The sequence below is a fragment of the Streptomyces buecherae genome, from assembly GCF_014295035.1.
Taxonomy (GTDB): domain Bacteria; phylum Actinomycetota; class Actinomycetes; order Streptomycetales; family Streptomycetaceae; genus Streptomyces; species Streptomyces youssoufiensis.
The window spans coordinates 1,199,611-1,216,249 of sequence record NZ_CP060404.1 but is presented as its reverse complement, the minus strand read 5'-3'; the positions used below and the strand labels follow the sequence as shown (position 1 = coordinate 1,216,249).

Below are 16,639 nucleotides of genomic sequence, written 5' to 3'. Positions count from 1 at the left end.
CACGCGCGGATTGGCTGGTTCCGCCCCGACCCGGGCCGCCACCGCGCCCGCCACCGGGCGCCTCCGCGCCCGCCACCGGCCGCCGCAGACCGCCGTCGGGCTCAGTGGCTGACGGCCAGGCGCAGGCCGAGCGCGGTGATGACCGTCCCGGTGACGCGGTCCAGGAGCCGCTGCGCCCGCCGCGTGCGCAGCCACTGGTGCAGCAGCCGGGCGCAGCCGATCAGTACGAGGGACCACAGCAGGCCCAGCACGATGTGCACCAGTGTGAGCAGCAGCCCCATGGGCAACTGGTGGGTGCCCGGCGGGATGAACTGGGGCAGCACCGCCACGTAGAACGCGCCCACCTTCGGGTTGAGCAGATTGGTGAGCGCCCCCTGCCGCATTCCGCCGAGCAACGAGTCCGCGCTCTCCGACGCCGCCGCCGCGTCGGGCACCCGCGACCCGTGGTCGGCGCGGAAGGTGTCGCGGATCATCCGCAGGCCCAGCCACACCAGATAGGCGGCGCCGGCCCAGCGCAGGCACTCGTAGGCGAGGTGCGAGGCGGTCAGCAGCGCGGTCACGCCGAGAGAGGTGAAGGCCCCCCACAGCAGGATGCCGCTCTGCACGCCGAGGACGACGCCCCAGGCCCGGTGGGCGTGGCCGAGCATCGAGGTGCGCAGGATCAGCGCGGTGTCGAGACCGGGAGTCAGCGTCAACAGCCCTACGACCAAGGCGAAGGACCAGACTGCGGTGCTTATGGCCATGGAACGGCAGCCTAGCCACCGCGCCGGCGGCGCACGCCCCGGGAGTGCGGCACGAGGCTCGCGCACGGGCGGGCGCGGCCAGGGCTGCCGCGCGGGGCGGGCGCCGCCGCCGATGCCGCCGACGCTGTCGGGCGGGGCGGGCCCGGGTGACCGGGCACGGGCCGCCGCTTCGTCGCCGCCCCGGCGCCCCGGCCGGCGCCCCGGCCTCCGTCGGACGGGGGTCAGGAGGCGGGAACCGGGCCGCCCGGCCGGAACGGCTCGACGCCGACGATGTGCCGGACCTTGGTCGGGCGCACGATCACCGCGACCCGTTGCTCTCCCGGCATGATCCACTCGAAGCGCTCGCTGCCCAGGTACTTGCGGGTCAGCCGGTCCATCCGCTCGTGCGCCTCCTCACCCTCGACGAAGCGGGCCACCTCGCCGCTGATCTGCACCCGGTCGAAGGGGTTGGCGGCGTCCGCGTGGGAGAGGTAGACGCGCGGGTCGTGACGGAGGTTCTCCTCCTTCACCCGGCCCACCGAGGTGTTGAACGTCAGCTCCCCCTCGCCCTCCAGGTCCACCCACATCGGGCTGACCTGCGGCGCTCCGTCGGGGAACACGGTGCCGACGTACCAGATGTGGGGGGCCCGCAGCCGGGCGCGGACGGCTTCGCTGAAGGTCGCGGTCATCCGACGAGGCTACCAACCATGATCGTCGGGACGGACGGGCCGGGGGGAACCGTGCGTTCCGGCCGGGCCGAACCCCCGGGCCGCGGCTCGCGCGCCCCGACACCGCGGGCCGGCGAGCGGCCCTCACCCCTTGACGGCCTCCGCGATCCGCAGGGCGGCCTGGGCGGGGGTGAGGTGGGTGGTGTCGATGACCTCGGCCTCGGCGTGCAGCCAGGTGCGGGCCGCCTCGGCGTAGGGCTCGACGTACCTGAAGCGGAAGGGTGAGGGGCCGAGGACGGTGTCGTTCTGGATGCGGGCGCGCAGGGTCTCCTGGTCGGCGTGGAGCACGAAGTGCCGTACGGGAATGGCGTACTGGGCCAGGCCCGCGCTGATCTCGCGCCAGTACGGCTCGACCAGGACGGTCATCGGCACCACCAGGGTGCCACCGGCGTACTCCAGCACGCGGCGGGCGGTCTCGACCACGAGCGGGCGCCACGGCGGCCAGTGCTGGAAGTTGTCCGTCTCGGGGAGCCCCGGCGTGATGTCCATGAGCGTCTCGCCGACCTTCTCGGCGTCGAACACCCGGGAGTCCGGCAGCAGTTGTTGTACGAGCGCGCTGGTCGTCGTCTTGCCCGCGCCGTGTGTGCCGTTGAGCCATACGATCATGCGCCCCACGCTAACGCCAACGGTCAGCGCGGTGTCCATGGCGAGCGGCTGGACCTCAGGCGATCGACCCAGCGGCTCAGGCCCCGTCGTGACCGGCGAGGGCGTGCCCGAACCGGCCGCTGACCTCCTACTCCCGCCTGACCGGCCTTATCAGGGTCGCGCCTCCAGTGGTCGTCAGGCGAGAGGATCGGAGCCCTGCGTTCTGCTTGGGCCCGGATCTCCATGTGGGATTCGTGAGCGGTGATGCGGAACGCCTCCTCGTAGGAGGCCAGGGCCGCGCTCACGGCTCCGCCCGCGAGACCTCGGCGGCGGATGTGTGCTGCCAGCCAGGTGAGCGAACCCAGGACTGCGGCAAGGCCGCAGATCAAGATCAGGTATGGCAGGAACGCGTCCATGAATATGAGCCTACTGGCCACCGGTGCCGCTCGGAGTGGCCAACCGGCGCGCTCGGCCGCAGTGTGACTGAGCGGCTCAGTCGGCCCGTCCCGCCGAGTGGAACGCTCAGTCGCCGAGAAGGTCGCAAGCGCCGTTCAGGAGCCTCCCCTGCCTGGATGCGGCGATGACCGACGGTCATGTCCTGGGGGGTAGGTCTTGTCCATGCCGCCTTCGGGAAGGTAGCGGCGGGGGCGGCTGCGGACGGGCGCAGCCGCCCGGCGCCTCCGCCCGGACGGGTGCCCGGCCCCGCTCAGCTCTTCCGCTCGCCCAGGACACAGAATTCGTTGCCCTCCGGGTCTCCCAACACTCAGAACTAGACGTTCTGGAGTGGCGACGTGGTGGCATCAGTCCTGGTCAGGGAGCACAGCGGGAACCCCTCGGTCCCTACGGGGACCATGAACAGTGCACCCCGGAACCCCCTCGTGGGCACGGTCTACGAAACCGAAACGCTGCGTGGTGTCCGTTGCGTACGCCTGTCCGTGCTCACCGATGAGACCACCAGCCCCGAGCGGCAGCGCGAAGCCGACGACATAGTTGCGGCAGCCCTCAACATCGACTTTGGCGAGGGAGACCAGCTCCGGGAAGCGGTAGACCTTGACGTCTCTGCTTCCAAGATCAGCCCCTTTGACCGTCCCGCCCTCGGCGGGTGGCTCTCCCGCCCCGATGAGTTCGACGCTCTGGTGTGGTGGCGGTTCGACCGCGCTATCCGGTCCATGGCGGACATGCACGAGCTTGCGAAGTGGGCTCGCGAGCATCGCAAGGTGCTGGTCTTCGCCGAGGGCATCGGCGGGGGCCGGCTGGTCTTCGACTTCCGCAACCCCATGGACCCCATGGGCGAACTCATGATGATGATGTTCGCCTTTTCCGCTCAGGTGGAAGCGCAGAGCATTAGCGACCGTGTTACCGGCGCCATGGCTGCCATCCGCAAGATGGCGCTGCGGTGGCGCGGCGCGCGCCCGCCGTACGGCTACATGCCCGCCCCCATGTCCAAGGAACACGGCGGTATCGGCTGGACGCTTGCCCCCGACCCCGATGCCGTTCTGATCATTGAGCGGATCGTCCGAGAGCTGTTCGAGGGGAAGACTGTTTCGGCAATCGCCGTGGGGCTCAACACTGAAGGGGTTCCGAGTCCGCGCGATCACTGGGCCGTCAAGAAGGGCCGTAAGACCGGCGGAAAGACCGGGGGAGTCAAGGGGCTCGTTAGAGACGCGTTCATGTGGAACCCCGGTGTCATCACGCGCATGTTGCGTAACGAAACGCTGCTCGGCTGGAAGATGCACAAGGGCCGCCCCGTGCGCGACGCCGAGGGCAACCCGATCACGGCAACCACACAGCCGATCATGACCCGTGAAGAGTTCGACCGCATCGGCGCGGTACTGGACGAGCGGAGCATCGACAACGGGGACCGGAAGGACACGGACGCGCTGCTGTTGCGGGTCATCCACTGCGACTCGTGCGGCGGACGCATGTACCTGAACAAGCAGGACAGCAGGAACAACCAGCACCCCACCTACAAGTGCAACCCGTATTCGCGCGGCTTCAAGTGCGAGAAGTCCGCTCATGTCAGGGGCGATTGGGCCGACGAGTACGTGACCGTCGAGTTCCTGCGCCTGATGGGCCCCGTGGAGACAACGCACGTCGTCACTGTCCCCGGGTACGACCCTGAGCCCGAGCTTCGCGCCACCCTCGCCGAGTTCGCGGAGCACCAGGAACAGAAGGGACGCCAGAAGTCCCGCCACGCTGCGGCCGAGTGGCAGAAGCGTGCGGACGCACTCGACAACCGGATAGCCGAGCTGGAGACCCGCGAGAAGCGCGAGCCGCAACGCATCGTCACCCCGACCGGCCGCACCATCCGCGACGAGTGGGAAGCGGCGGACACGGCGGGACGACGAGCGCTACTCGTTGAAGCGGGCGTGCGACTAAACGTACGGCGAGGCACCCCCGGCGGGTGGCGGAAGCTGGACACGCGCCGTGTCACGTTCACCATGTCCGGAGAGCCGGACCCCGCCGCCGACGCTCTCGCGGGTGAGGCATCGGCGCTGGAAGCCGAGACGCGCGGAGACGAGCCGACCGAGGGCGCGAGCGTGCGCCTGGTCGACCCCGTCCGCGAACTGGTCGCCGCATAAGGGCCCCGACGCGCCCCCTATGCCCCTCCAGAGCCCCGGATGGCCCCGTTGCCCGCCGGGGCTCCGGTGCGCCCACAGGCAGGCGTACGCGCCCCGCTCATCGGCGGGGCTGCTGAACAGCGGGAGGCGAAAAGGTGTTGAGGGTGTCGAACTTCGACTGTTTTTGGGGAAGCCAAGAAAAACCTAGAGAGAAGAGAGATTGGGGTCTCTGTCGTCACCCTCAACACCCCTTCACCGCTCTGCGTCTGCTGTTCGGTCCATGCCGACGATTCCGGACCGTTCAAATGTTGCCTGCATCACATTCGGTGTCCGATTCGTCTGGCCTGAATAGTTTTGCGGGCAACCCTCGGTCCCTACTACCCGCGAACCAGGAAGCGGCCCACGCTGACGGACCGCTGACGCCAATCTGCCCGCCCGAGGGAAACCATGGACACCACACGACTCATAGAGGTCTGCGCACTGCTGCGACGCGCTGAGAACGCCGCACAGGGCGCCGTGAACGGCGACCAGGCCGCCGCACGTACAACGCTCGCACTCGTCACCGACGCGCGGCAGCGAGCCGAGGGCACGGGGCCCGGCATCTGTGCCCACCCGAATTGCTCCAACGAACTGCACTACGTCGGGCGGGGTCGTCGCCCGCTGTACTGCTCGGCGGACTGCCGAACGGAGACGTACCAGGCAACGCAAATGGCCGCGCGTGCGCTGATCGGAATCCCGGATTGGGCCCCCGCATAGGGGCAGGAACGTCCACAACTCCAGAGCTTCACTCACGAACCCCTGACGTGCCATACGCAGGGGCTTTTTCACGCCCGAACACAATGAAGGAAAGACCGTGAACGAATATCTCAACCGTGCCGCGTTCCTGGACGGGAAGCGCAACAAGGGACAGAGCCGCGCCGACGCATTCAAGCTGGATGAGCGCATGGAAGAACTCGCCGCACTGCGCGACTCGCGCCCCGAAGTGTTCGAAACGCTCGGCACTTCTATCCGGATGAGCCTTGGCTACTACGAGAACGACAAGAAGATTGCAGCCGAGCACGGCCGCGACGTGACAAAGGGTGCCAACTGATATGACCACCAACGAAATCCAGAAGGCAACGGAGCGCGTCGCCAAGCTCCAGGCGCAAGCCGAAAAACTGTCCGCCCCGCTCGCTGACGCACAGGCCGAATTGGAAGCGGCACAGGAAGCCGAAGCGACCCGTAGGGCCGAGCGCGGAGAGGTATACGACCGCGAATTTTCCAACAACTGGTCCGGGCGAGCAATGGAAGCCGCAAACTCTGGGGACGATTCCCACGCCCGGTTCTATGAACTGCTGGCCGAGGAACCCTGGTTCGCGGCCTACGTCGAATACCGGTCGGCCCGCCACAAGCGCAGGCATGTTCTCGATGAGGCGCAGCGAGGACAGCGGGCATTGCAGGAAGTCGTGACCGTTCCCGAACAGCGCTACTACCCGGTGGCCATTCTCACTGACATTGAGAGCTACGCCGAAAGGAAGGCTGCGGAGAAGGCCGCCGAGTTCGCCGACGAGCTGCGAAAGGCTCGGGATGAGTTCCTGGACAAGAAGGAGTGATGATGGCGGTTGACGCACTCGACCCGGGGCCTGAGGGGGACTACCCGTACTTCCCTCGCGATGCGGATGGGCGGCCCGCATGGTCCGACACGGCCATGGCGACAGAGACCGTGATGCCAAGGGGAGTTCAGCGAACGCGGCACGCTGGCCGGCTGACGGCTATCGACCTCACACTCCGCCACCCGGACGGAACTCCGATAGACCCCCCGGCGATCCCGCCGAATGGCCCCCATGCCGCGTAAGCCCCATACCCCCTGCCCGATACCCGGATGTCCCGAGTTGACGGCAGGGGGCAGTGCCGGACCGAACCCCGTGGGAAGTCGAAGCGGCCCGGCCGTCCGCTCTCGTCGTGCGCGGAGCCGCGACGGGCGAGCCGTCGGGACGCTGCGGCGCGGCTCCGGCGACGGGTGGACGAGCGGGGCTCGGCCTGGTGCGACTGGTGCTTGGGGGACTTCCCCGCCGGCGGGGTGGACGTGGACCATGTGCGTCCGCTGTTCCTCGGCGGGGAAGACGTTGACCGCAACGTTCAGGTGCTGTGCCACGGGTGCCACGGACTCAGGACGAGCGCGGAGTTCGGGGCAGTGTGCTCGGAGCGGGCTCTGCCCTGGATCATTTTGGCTGCGTACTGAAGCGTGGCCGAAGCGAGAGTCACCGCGGCGTGAACCACGCGGCGAGCGCGCTCCCTGTGACAGTGGCGAGGGCTGCTACTAACCATCCGGGAACTCGCTGAATCGTCAGACTGAGTCCGCCAATTCGGATTTCAAGCTGGGGACTCTCGTGGCGTTGGTGCTCATACGGGCCGGGCATGAGTGTCCTCCATGGCTTCGTTGTTGGGATCTGCCGATGGACATCTCACCCGACGAGGAGGGCGGCGGACTAGGCAGTGCACCCTGGCGTGGCCTGGCGAATTTCTCGCTACCTGCCCCGTCACAGTTACTGGAGAGTACAAACACCGAGCCGGACTGTTCGTAGGTTCCTCTTCACAGCTGCCCGGTCTGGAGGTGACCCCCGTTCCCCGCAAACCCCGCCCCCCGTGCTCTGTCCCCGGGTGCCCCGAGCTGACTACTGGTGGACGCTGTGTCGCGCACGAGCGTGGGGCGAACGCCGACCGTGCGTCACGTGGTGGCGCGGTGTACTCGACACGGTGGCAGCGCATCCGGCGCGCGTACCTGTACGCCAACCCGTGGTGCGTGCTGTGCGGCCGGTCCGCGCGGGTGGCCGACCACTTCCCGGTGAGTCGCCGCGAGTTGATCGCGAGGGGCGAGGCGAGCCCGGACGCGGCGAAGCATCTTCGTCCGCTGTGCGTTGCGTGCCACAACCGCGAGACAGCTCGTCGGCAGCCGGGTGGTTGGGCTGCTGAGGCTCGCTCGCGGCGAGAGGCAGCCGAGCGTCCGCCGTTCTGACCAGGGGGGTAACTCCCGCCCCTTCACCGCCCTGAGCGGCAGGGAGACAAAAAACCTACGTGGTTCATTAGCCCGTTTCGGTGGAGGTAAACCCCCGGGAATCACAGTTGGTTTCCTCGCTTCCCATATAAACCCAGAGCTCCCCGCGCTCGTCACCCTAGCTAGAGCGGCGGGCGCGGGGGCTTCAGCATGCTCGTGGTTAGGGGCGCCACTACGGCGGGCTTCCCGAGTGCGAGTTTGCGTGAGAAGATTCCACCGTGTCGATGAAACAGACTGATCCAGCACTCGTCTTGTGGGACGTAGACCATACTCTCGTAAGTATCGGTGGCGTTAGTCGTTCCATCTATGAGCGGGCTTTTAGCTCGGTCATAGGGCGCCCCCTTCGCGACCTAGCCTCCATGACCGGGCGAACGGAGCGCGCCATCATCACCGAGACCTTGCAGCTCAACGATGTTGAGGCGTCACCTTCACTCGTCTCAGATTTCTATTCGGCCCTCGGTGTGGCAGCACAAGATCTAAAAGGTGAGATGCAAAGCAATGGGCACTCGCTACCGGGGGTTCATGAAGCTATATCCGCATTTCACGGCAAAAGGGCCGTGCAATCACTCGTAACAGGGAATATCCGATCTATCGCCAAAGCGAAGCTAAGCGCATTCGGTCTTGCTGACGGGATCGACTTGGATGTGGGTGGCTACGGTGACGACGGAAGCGACCGCGCTGACCTCGTTCGACTCGCCCGCGATCGGGCCGAGGAGAAATACCGGATCGCTTTCCCCGGAAAGCGAACGTTCATCATCGGTGACACGCCTCACGATATCAAAGGCGCTCACGATGCCGGAGCATTTGCAGTCGGGGTGGCGACTGGCAGTAGCCCCGTAGAGGCTCTCCGAGAATCGGGGGCGGACTTGGTGCTTGCAGACCTGGCCGATAGCGAAGCTCTATTCGAGGTAATTTTCGATTCGCGTGGAATCTAGGAGATTCGCGCTGCCGTACCTTGCGTGGTCGCGCGATACGCCTCTTTGAAGTCGGCGGCGCTGGACACGCCATTGTAAGGGTTAAGCAATGCCTCAAACTCCCCAAGGCGTTCGGTGACGCGCGCTGAGCCAATTGTCCGACTGAAGTCCAATGCATGGCTAGCCGTTCGACAGGCTTCCTCGACTTCCCCGTCAAGGAGATAACATTTAGCGAGACGGGAAAGGTAGTGGACTCGATCACGGACTCGATTGGGGCTATGAATACTCAATAGGCCGATGGCGCTAGTGAGAGACTTGACTGCCTTGCTTGTTAACCCGAGATCGAGATAGCAAGCGCCTTCCTGGGCGGCGATCTCGACGGAGTCCACGTAAGAGACGTAGTGGGGCTCTCTCCGACTCCCTGCTTGCTCAAATTCCTTTCGCGCCAATTCTAACGTTTCCAGGCACAAATCTTCGTTTCCCAAGCCCGCATGCGCCCGCGCCAGCCGCGTTCTCAGCATCGTGCGAGTGAGAGGCGTGAGCTTGTGGGGTTCTACTTCATTGGCATCAAGGGCAAGGGTGAGTGCATTCGATGGCCGGCCTCGATATGTTTCCTGCAAACTCATGTAGGCGAGTGCGCTTGCCATGAGGCCGGGGTCGCTGGACTCCTTCCCAACCCGCACAGCCGCTTCAAAATACCTCCTGGCAGTAGAATGGCTATTGGCATCAAGGGCCAGCCATCCCGCCATCTGAGTCAGTTGGCCAAAAACTGAGAGCCCGTCTCCGGGGTTCTCGCGCACGCTTTCAGCCATCCGTGTGACGTAACGCGTCAGCGGAAGGAAGAGACTGTCACCGCCCAGTTCATCATCGAGATGCAGAAACATCTTGAGGAGCTGCTCGCCGCTTTGCTGAAGCGTCATACCCTCGAATGGTGTAATGCCTAGCATCGGCATATCTAGCGCCGCTGGAGCGGTTACGGCGTCTGGTGCGGAATCCGTACTTGACCGGCTGCCTTCCCATGGCCTTTCCGGCAGGCTAAGCATTTGTCCGGGAATTCCGAAGCCATCGGCCACGCGTTCTACAACCTGCCGACCTCGGATGCCACGGACACCACGGATAACGTCGCTCACACGTGAGGTTGTCATCTTGCCGATTGCGGCGGCCATAACCGCATAACTGGAGCCCGTGCGCCTGTTGACCAAACGGAAGATCTCTTGGAAATCCCTTGCTGCGCAGGCTCGTTGCATCGCATCGCTCAGTAGCAACGTGTCAGGGATCGTCAGCGGGTAACCGCTGCGCTTGGTCTGGCGGTCATCCATGGGCACCACCTGCAGGGTCTGAGGGGGCAGGGCTCTCAAGCGTAGTCCCCAACGGGGTTCCCCAAATGGGCTTGCAGGGTTCCCCATTCGTTGTTCCCCAAAGGTTGCCGTGGACCTGAAGCTCATGAGGTGACGCGCATCTGCGCTCACAGCAGAGGACCCCCGCGACGCGGCGAACGTCCGGGGGCGTGGACCACCTGACGCGAGGTAGCCATGAGAGAGCATACGCACGCGACCACGCCCGAAGCGCGCGTCGCGAGGCAGTCGGAACAGGACCCTGTGAAGGCGTTCATCTACGACCGTGAAGCGACGGCACAGACCGGCCGGATGCTGGAGCGAGTAGCCCAATGCCACGCCTACGTAGCCCGCATGGGGTGGCGTTTTGAGGGGCTGTGGGTGGACACAGGTGACGACGCGATCCACGCCCATCGGCGCCCCTACTGGCGCGCCATGGTGGCGGAGATGGAGGGGCAGCCGACGGGCACCAGGATGGTCTGCCTCGTCGCCACCTGGGCCCGAGTAAGTCACGACCCCCAAGACAGCGTGACGCTGCGGCAGATGGTCAGCCGGGCGGGCGGTGTCGTCGCCACGATCGACGGTGAGACGGACACCGATCGAGGGCTGAGCGCCCGCACGGACGTCGTGCCGATAGAGCACCCTGCTGCACAGTGGCTGGTCCAGCGCACGACCAAGCCGGGGCGGAGTCTGACGTGAGCACCCCGGAGCGACAGGAGCCCACACGGCAGGGTCGGCAGCGGTACGGCTACCTGCCCCACACCATCCACCAGGTGCCTGAAGCCGGTGTCGCGTGCGAAGCGTTTTGTATGTCCGTCGACTGCAAGGCGATGAGTGACGGGTGCGACACCGTCGCAGAGGCAGAGGACTGGGCGATGCGGCACACCGGTCGCAACCCCACCCACGGGCTGTTTCGTCACGTGATCACCAGTTACTCACGCGTGACGCGTGACGGTGCGGAGGGCCGATGAAGGCGGACCTTTGGCCCCGGCACTGGGGACAGCAGCACGGGGGGTATGTGGCGGGGTGCCTGGGCGGGGGACCTGGTTTGTCCTGTGGGGCGGAGTCGGATGAGTGCGGCGCCGCCGCTGACGTGGACGGGTGGATGATCCGGCACGCGACTCAGACGGGCCACCAGCGCTATCAGGTCAGCAGCTTCGCAGTGCACGACGTGCGCACCATGGCGCAACGCATCACCCGTACCGGGCTCGGTGCCACGGGACGACTGGCGCTGGTGCTCCTGCTCCAACGCGCTGACCGAGGGTGGGCACGCGTCCTCGCGCGATCCCTGGATCGTCTACAAGCAGCCGGCACTGCCTCACACCGGCGAGGAAGAAAGACACACCAGGACGCGTCGCGCTAGCTGCCACCCGCCCTCGCTCCTCGCCGTATATGCGAGCAGTCAAGCCGGAGCCGTGAGCACGTTATGGGTCGTCGGGATACCAGTCCCGTCCGCATATTTGCCCAGGGGAGGGGCGTGCGGGCGGGACTTCATGCTCGTGGTATTCAGCAAGATGCCCCGTTCGGCCAAGTGCCGGGCGGGGCTCTGTCGTTGGCGCTGACGTGCGCGTATGCTCAGAACTGGCAGTCAGGAGTGTTGGGGTCGAGAAGGGTCGCCCAGTGCTGCTCCTCCCGCGCGGTGTCCGCTCGCCGGGCACCGAGGGAGAGCAGCCGAGCGACCTCGGCCTCCTGGTCGTCGGGGCGGAAGTCGGGGTGGAGTCGGTTCTTCGACGTCTTGCCCTCGGGGACAGGCACGAAGAGCAGGCCCGGTATCCGGTCCGGCTCAGGCCGGATCTCGATGATCTCCTCGGATTCGTCGACCACCACCCAGCCGAGAGCCTCGGCCCACCAGCGCCCGAGGGCGATGGGGTCGGAGGAGTCGACGATGATCTGTTCCCACTCGAGTGCCATGGGCGTGAGCATAAACAGGGTCGGCTGGCTGCCAGGGCTGGGGATGACTGCCGGTCAACGGAGCAGCCGCCGCCCAGCGGGCCACTACTGGCGCTTAGACAGGCCAGCTCAAGCGCTTACGGGGCGACTCGGACGCTCCGTCTCAACCCTTGAGGCCAGTCCCGGCCACTCATTGCATAAAGCTACCCCCCTCCGTATAGTCATGCCACCAAGGAGGAGGGGTTCGATGACGGTGCGGGTAGCGGTGGCCGGGGCGAGCGGGTATGCGGGCGGGGAGGTGCTGCGGCTGCTGCTCGGGCACCCCGAGGTGGAGATCGGCGCGCTGACCGGCAACTCCAACGCCGGGCAGTCGCTCGGCGCGCTCCAGCCGCACCTGGGGCCGCTGGCCGAGCGGGTGTTGGAGCCGACCGAGGCCCGTCGCCTGGCCGGACACGACGTGGTCTTCCTCGCGCTGCCGCACGGGCAGTCCGCCGAGGTCGCCCGCGAGCTGGGGCCCGAGGTGCTGGTGGTCGACTGCGGCGCGGACTTCCGGTTGCGGGAGGCCGCGGACTGGGAGGCGTTCTACGGTTCGCCGCACGCCGGCACCTGGCCGTACGGGCTGCCCGAACTGCCCGGCGCGCGCGACGCGCTGCGCGGCGGCAAGCGCGTCGCGGTGCCCGGCTGCTACCCGACCGCCGTCTCGCTCGCCCTCTTCCCCGCCTACGCCGCCGGCCTGGTCGAGCCGGAGGCGGTGATCGTCGCGGCGTCCGGTACCTCGGGCGCGGGCAAGGCCGCCAAGCCACACCTGCTCGGCAGCGAGGTCATGGGCTCGATGAGTCCGTACGGTGTCGGCGGTGGTCACCGGCACACCCCCGAGATGGCGCAGAACCTCTCGGCCGTGGCGGGGGAGCGGGTCAGCGTCTCGTTCACGCCCACGCTCGCGCCCATGCCGCGCGGCATCCTGGCCACCTGTAGCGCCCGTACCAAGCCCGGCGTCGACGCGGAAGCGGCGCGCGCCGCGTACGAGAAGGCGCTGCGCGACGAGCCCTTCGTGCGGCTGCTGCCCGAGGGGCAGTGGCCGGCGACCGGTGCCGTGTACGGGGCCAACACCGCGCTCCTGCAACTCGCCCACGACCCGGCGGCCGGGCGGCTCATCGTCATCGCCGCCATCGACAACCTGACCAAGGGCACCGCGGGCGGCGCCGTCCAGAGCATGAACGTCGCCCTCGGCCTCCCCGAGGAGCTGGGCCTGCCCACCACCGGAGTGGCGCCGTGAACCACGCGCACGGCCCCGCCCCGTGGCGGCGCCGGCCCCGGCGGCCCGTACGCCCGGTACCGAACCCGTCCTCGCGCGCGGCAGCCGCCGCGGGCACCCCCCTGGAACTCGTGGAAGCGAACGGAGCAGCACGGTGAGCGTTACGGCAGCACAGGGATTCACCGCGGCGGGCGTGGCCGCGGGCCTGAAGGAGAACGGCAACCCGGACCTGGCCCTGGTCGTCAACCAGGGCCCGCGGCTGGCCGCGGCCGGCGTCTTCACCTCCAACCGCGTCAAGGCCGCCCCCGTCCTGTGGTCCGAGCAGGTCCTGGCCGGTGGCACGGTCTCCGCCGTCGTCCTCAACTCCGGCGGCGCCAACGCGTGCACCGGACCGCTCGGCTTCCAGGACACCCACGCCACGGCCGAGAAGGTCGCGGACGTGCTCGGGCACAGCGCCGGCGAGGTCGCCGTCGCCTCCACCGGCCTGATCGGGCTGCGGCTGCCGATGGACAAGCTGCTGCCCGGCATCGAGCGGGCCGCCGCCGCGCTGACCCCGGACGGCGGGGAGGGCGCCGCCATCGCGATCAAGACCACCGACACCGTGCACAAGACGGCCGCCTTCCGCAGCGAGGACGGCTGGACCGTCGGCGGCATGGCCAAGGGCGCGGGCATGCTCGCCCCGGGCCTGGCCACCATGCTCGTCGTGCTCACCACCGACGCCGACCTGGACGCCGGCTCCCTGGACAAGGCGCTGCGCGCGGCGACCCGTACGACCTTCGACCGGGTCGACTCCGACGGCTGCATGTCCACCAACGACACGGTGCTGCTGCTGGCCTCCGGCGCCTCGGGCAGCGCGCCCGAGTACGCGGCGTTCGCCGAGGCGGTCCGCGCCGTCTGCGCCGACCTGGCCCAGCAGCTCGTCCGCGACGCCGAGGGCGCGTCCAAGGACATCCGGATCGAGGTCACCGGCGCGGCCACCGAGGAGGACGCCGTCGAGGTCGGCCGGTCCATCGCCCGCAACAACCTGCTCAAGTGCGCCCTGCACGGCGAGGACCCCAACTGGGGCCGGGTGCTCTCCGCCATCGGCACCACCTCGGCCGCCTTCGAGCCCGACCAACTGAACGTGGCGATCAACGACGTGTGGGTGTGCAAGAACGGCAGCGTCGGCGAGGACCGGGAGCTGGTGGACATGCGCTACCGCGAGGTGCGCGTCACCGCCGACCTCGCGGCCGGTAGCCAGTCCGCGGTGATCTGGACCAACGACCTGACCGCCGACTACGTCCACGAGAACAGCGCGTACTCCTCATGAGCCACACCGCCCCCGAGCCCACCGGCCGGCCCACGCCCCCGCCCGCCGACGCGCCCGCGCAGCCGGATCTGCCGGCTCAGCCGGACCTGCTGGCCCAGTCAGACCTGCCGGCTCAGCCGGACGCGCCGGTCAAGCCCGCGCCGGCCGCGCCCGTCCGTCCCGGCCAGCCGGCGACCCGTAAACACACCGCGCTGCCCAAGGCCCGCACGCTCATCGAGGCGCTGCCATGGCTGACTCGGCACCACGGGAAGTGCGTCGTCATCAAGTTCGGCGGCAACGCCATGGTCGACGACGACCTCAAGGCCGCCTTCGCCCAGGACGTCGTCTTCCTGCGCCACGCCGGCCTGCGCCCGGTCGTCGTGCACGGCGGCGGCCCGCAGATCAGCGCCCAACTCGACCGGCTGGGCCTGGAGTCCACCTTCGCGGCCGGCCTGCGGGTCACCACGCCCGAGGCGATGGACGTCGTACGGATGGTGCTGGCCGGCCAGGTGCAGCGGGAACTGGTCGGGCTGCTCAACCAGCACGGGCCGCTGGCCGTCGGCATGACCGGCGAGGACGCGCACACCATGACCGCCACCAAGCGCTACGCCCGGGTGGACGGGGAACCGGTCGACCTCGGCCGGGTCGGCGACATCACCCACATCGAGGTGGGCGCCATCCAGGCGCTGCTCGACGACGGCCGCATCCCGGTGATCTCCTCGATCGCGCGCAGCGGCGACGCGGCCGACGGCCCGGCCGGCGGCGTCTTCAACGTCAACGCCGACACCGCCGCCGCCGCGCTGGCCGCGGCACTCGGCGCCGAGACGCTGATGGTGCTCACCGACGTCGAGGGGCTGTACGCGGACTGGCCGCACAGCGACGAGGTGATCAGCCAGCTCACCGCGTCCCAACTGGAGAAGCTGCTGCCCGAACTGGCCAGCGGCATGGTGCCCAAGATGGAGGGCTGCCTGACCGCGGTGCGCGGGGGAGTGACCACCGCGCGCGTCATCGACGGCCGGGTGCCGCACTCCATCCTGCTGGAGATCTTCACCGACGAGGGAATCGGCACCATGGTCGTGCCGGACGAGGAGCAGACGTGAACAACTCCGTACTCGCCAAGCGCTGGCAGGCCGCGCTGATGGACAACTACGGCGCCCCGCGCGTGCCGCTCGTGCGCGGCGAGGGCGCCCTGGTGTGGGACGCCGACGGCACGCGGTACCTGGACCTCGTCGGCGGCATCGCGGTCAACGCCCTCGGCCACGCCCACCCGGCCGTCGTGCGCGCCGTCTCCGACCAGGTCGCCACCCTCGGCCACGTCTCCAACCTCTTCGTCGCCGAACCCCCCGTCGCCCTGGCCGAGCGCCTGCTGCGCCTCTTCGGCTCCGAACAGCCGGGCCGCGTCTTCTTCGCCAACTCGGGCGCGGAGGCGGTCGAGGCCGCCTTCAAGATCGGCCGGCGCACCGGGCGCACCCACATGGTCGCCACCACCGGCGGCTTCCACGGCCGCACCATGGGCGCCCTGGCCCTGACCGGACAGCCCGCCAAGCAGGAACCGTTCCTGCCGCTGCCCGGCACGGTCACCCACGTGCCGTACGGGGACGTCGACGCGCTGCGCGCGGCCGTCACCACCGAGACCGCGCTGGTCATCGTCGAACCGGTGCAGGGCGAGATGGGCGTGGTCGTGCCGCCGGCCGGCTACCTGGCCGCGGCCCGCGAGATCACCCGGGCCACCGGCACCCTGCTGGTCGTGGACGAGGTGCAGACCGGCATCGGCCGCACCGGGCACTGGTTCGCCAGCCGGGCCCAGGACGTCGAGCCGGACGTCGTCACGCTGGCCAAGGGGCTCGGCGGCGGCCTGCCGATCGGCGCCACCCTCGCCTTCGGCCCGGCGGCCGAACTGCTCACGCCGGGCCAGCACGGCACCACCTTCGGCGGCAACCCCGTGGCCTGCGCCGCGGCCCTGGCCGTGCTGGAGACCATCGAGGCCGACGGGGTACTGGACCACGTGCGACACGTGGGGCGGCGGCTGCGCGAGGGAATCGAGGCGCTGGACCACCCGGGCATCGCCCAGGTCCGTGGCGCGGGCCTGCTGCTGGGTATCGTGCTGCACGAGCCGCTCGCGCAGCGGGTGCAGCAGGCGGCTCAGGACGCCGGGTTCCTGGTGAACGCGGTCGCGCCGGACGTGATCCGGCTCGCGCCGCCGCTCATCGTCACGGCCGAGGAGATCGACACGTTCCTTGGGGCGCTGCCCGCCGTCCTCGACGGGGTACCCGCGCCGCATGGGGCCAGCGCGCCCGATGGGGAACAACGATCCGGAGACTGACAGAC

16 protein-coding genes are annotated in these 16,639 nt (G+C 68.4%); 11 read left to right on the top strand and 5 right to left on the bottom strand.

Annotation, left to right across the window (positions count from 1 at the left end; genetic code table 11):
- Positions 1-101 precede the first annotated feature (101 nt).
- The 3 genes from H7H31_RS04560 to H7H31_RS04550 all read right to left on the bottom strand — a co-directional run bounded on the left by H7H31_RS04560 (position 102) and on the right by H7H31_RS04550 (position 2,056).
- Complete coding sequence (locus H7H31_RS04560) at positions 102-743, bottom strand: LysE family translocator (protein ID WP_187063049.1); 642 nt, start codon at positions 741-743, stop codon at positions 102-104.
- A gap of 221 nt (positions 744-964) precedes the next feature.
- A complete protein-coding gene (locus H7H31_RS04555) occupies positions 965-1,411 on the bottom strand; it encodes a PPOX class F420-dependent oxidoreductase (protein WP_187063048.1) in 447 nt (148 codons plus the stop codon).
- A 123-nt stretch (positions 1,412-1,534) separates the two neighbouring features.
- Entirely contained in the window at positions 1,535-2,056 is a 522-nt protein-coding gene (locus H7H31_RS04550) for an AAA family ATPase (RefSeq protein ID WP_187063047.1), read from the bottom strand.
- Between the two features lie 830 nt (positions 2,057-2,886).
- Here H7H31_RS04550 and H7H31_RS04545 point away from each other — a divergent pair.
- From H7H31_RS04545 to H7H31_RS04525, 5 genes are all read left to right on the top strand, one after another.
- The gene (locus tag H7H31_RS04545; protein WP_187063046.1) at positions 2,887-4,617 is read left to right on the top strand and encodes a recombinase family protein; all 1,731 of its coding nucleotides are present in this window, start codon (positions 2,887-2,889) and stop codon (positions 4,615-4,617) included.
- A gap of 832 nt (positions 4,618-5,449) precedes the next feature.
- Complete coding sequence (locus H7H31_RS04540) at positions 5,450-5,686, top strand: hypothetical protein (protein WP_187063045.1); 237 nt, start codon at positions 5,450-5,452, stop codon at positions 5,684-5,686.
- A gap of 1 nt (position 5,687) precedes the next feature.
- A complete protein-coding gene (locus tag H7H31_RS04535; RefSeq protein ID WP_187063044.1) occupies positions 5,688-6,188 on the top strand; it encodes a hypothetical protein in 501 nt (166 codons plus the stop codon).
- A gap of 269 nt (positions 6,189-6,457) precedes the next feature.
- Positions 6,458-6,817 carry an HNH endonuclease gene (locus tag H7H31_RS04530; RefSeq protein WP_187063043.1) on the top strand — a complete coding sequence of 120 codons (360 nt, stop codon included), beginning with the start codon at positions 6,458-6,460 and terminating at the stop codon, positions 6,815-6,817.
- 1,037 nt (positions 6,818-7,854) lie between these two features.
- Positions 7,855-8,565, top strand: coding sequence for an HAD family hydrolase (locus H7H31_RS04525; protein ID WP_187060772.1), 711 nt, complete (start codon positions 7,855-7,857; stop codon positions 8,563-8,565).
- Here H7H31_RS04525 and H7H31_RS04520 read toward each other — a convergent pair.
- Positions 8,562-9,863: an XRE family transcriptional regulator gene (locus tag H7H31_RS04520; RefSeq protein WP_187060771.1), complete on the bottom strand. Its 1,302-nt coding sequence runs from the start codon at positions 9,861-9,863 to the stop codon at positions 8,562-8,564. The genes H7H31_RS04525 and H7H31_RS04520 overlap by 4 nt on opposite strands.
- Positions 9,864-10,259: 396 nt before the next feature.
- Between H7H31_RS04520 and H7H31_RS04515 the strand changes: the two genes are divergently transcribed.
- On the top strand, positions 10,260-10,577 hold the full coding sequence (locus H7H31_RS04515) for a hypothetical protein (RefSeq protein ID WP_187060770.1): 318 nt from the start codon (positions 10,260-10,262) through the stop codon (positions 10,575-10,577).
- Positions 10,532-10,849, top strand: a complete 318-nt coding sequence (locus H7H31_RS35130) for a DUF7848 domain-containing protein (protein ID WP_455567247.1) — start codon at positions 10,532-10,534, stop codon at positions 10,847-10,849. Before H7H31_RS04515 ends, H7H31_RS35130 begins: the two co-directional genes overlap by 46 nt.
- 604 nt (positions 10,850-11,453) lie before the next feature.
- Here H7H31_RS35130 and H7H31_RS04510 read toward each other — a convergent pair.
- Positions 11,454-11,789, bottom strand: a complete 336-nt coding sequence (locus H7H31_RS04510) for a VOC family protein (protein WP_197995946.1) — start codon at positions 11,787-11,789, stop codon at positions 11,454-11,456.
- Positions 11,790-12,015: 226 nt separating this feature from the next.
- On the opposite strand from H7H31_RS04510, the gene argC reads away from it, so the two are divergent.
- The 4 genes from argC to H7H31_RS04490 all read left to right on the top strand — a co-directional run bounded on the left by argC (position 12,016) and on the right by H7H31_RS04490 (position 16,634).
- Complete coding sequence (gene argC / locus H7H31_RS04505) at positions 12,016-13,044, top strand: N-acetyl-gamma-glutamyl-phosphate reductase (RefSeq protein WP_187060768.1); 1,029 nt, start codon at positions 12,016-12,018, stop codon at positions 13,042-13,044.
- Positions 13,045-13,177: 133 nt separating this feature from the next.
- Positions 13,178-14,332, top strand: coding sequence for a bifunctional glutamate N-acetyltransferase/amino-acid acetyltransferase ArgJ (gene argJ / locus H7H31_RS04500; protein ID WP_187060767.1), 1,155 nt, complete (start codon positions 13,178-13,180; stop codon positions 14,330-14,332).
- Complete coding sequence (gene argB, locus H7H31_RS04495; RefSeq protein WP_187117783.1) at positions 14,329-15,411, top strand: acetylglutamate kinase; 1,083 nt, start codon at positions 14,329-14,331, stop codon at positions 15,409-15,411. The genes argJ and argB overlap by 4 nt, the downstream gene beginning before the upstream one ends.
- Positions 15,408-16,634 (top strand): acetylornithine transaminase, encoded by a 1,227-nt coding sequence (locus H7H31_RS04490; protein ID WP_187061758.1) that lies wholly within the window; start codon positions 15,408-15,410, stop codon positions 16,632-16,634. The genes argB and H7H31_RS04490 overlap by 4 nt, the downstream gene beginning before the upstream one ends.
- Positions 16,635-16,639: the final 5 nt, after the last annotated feature.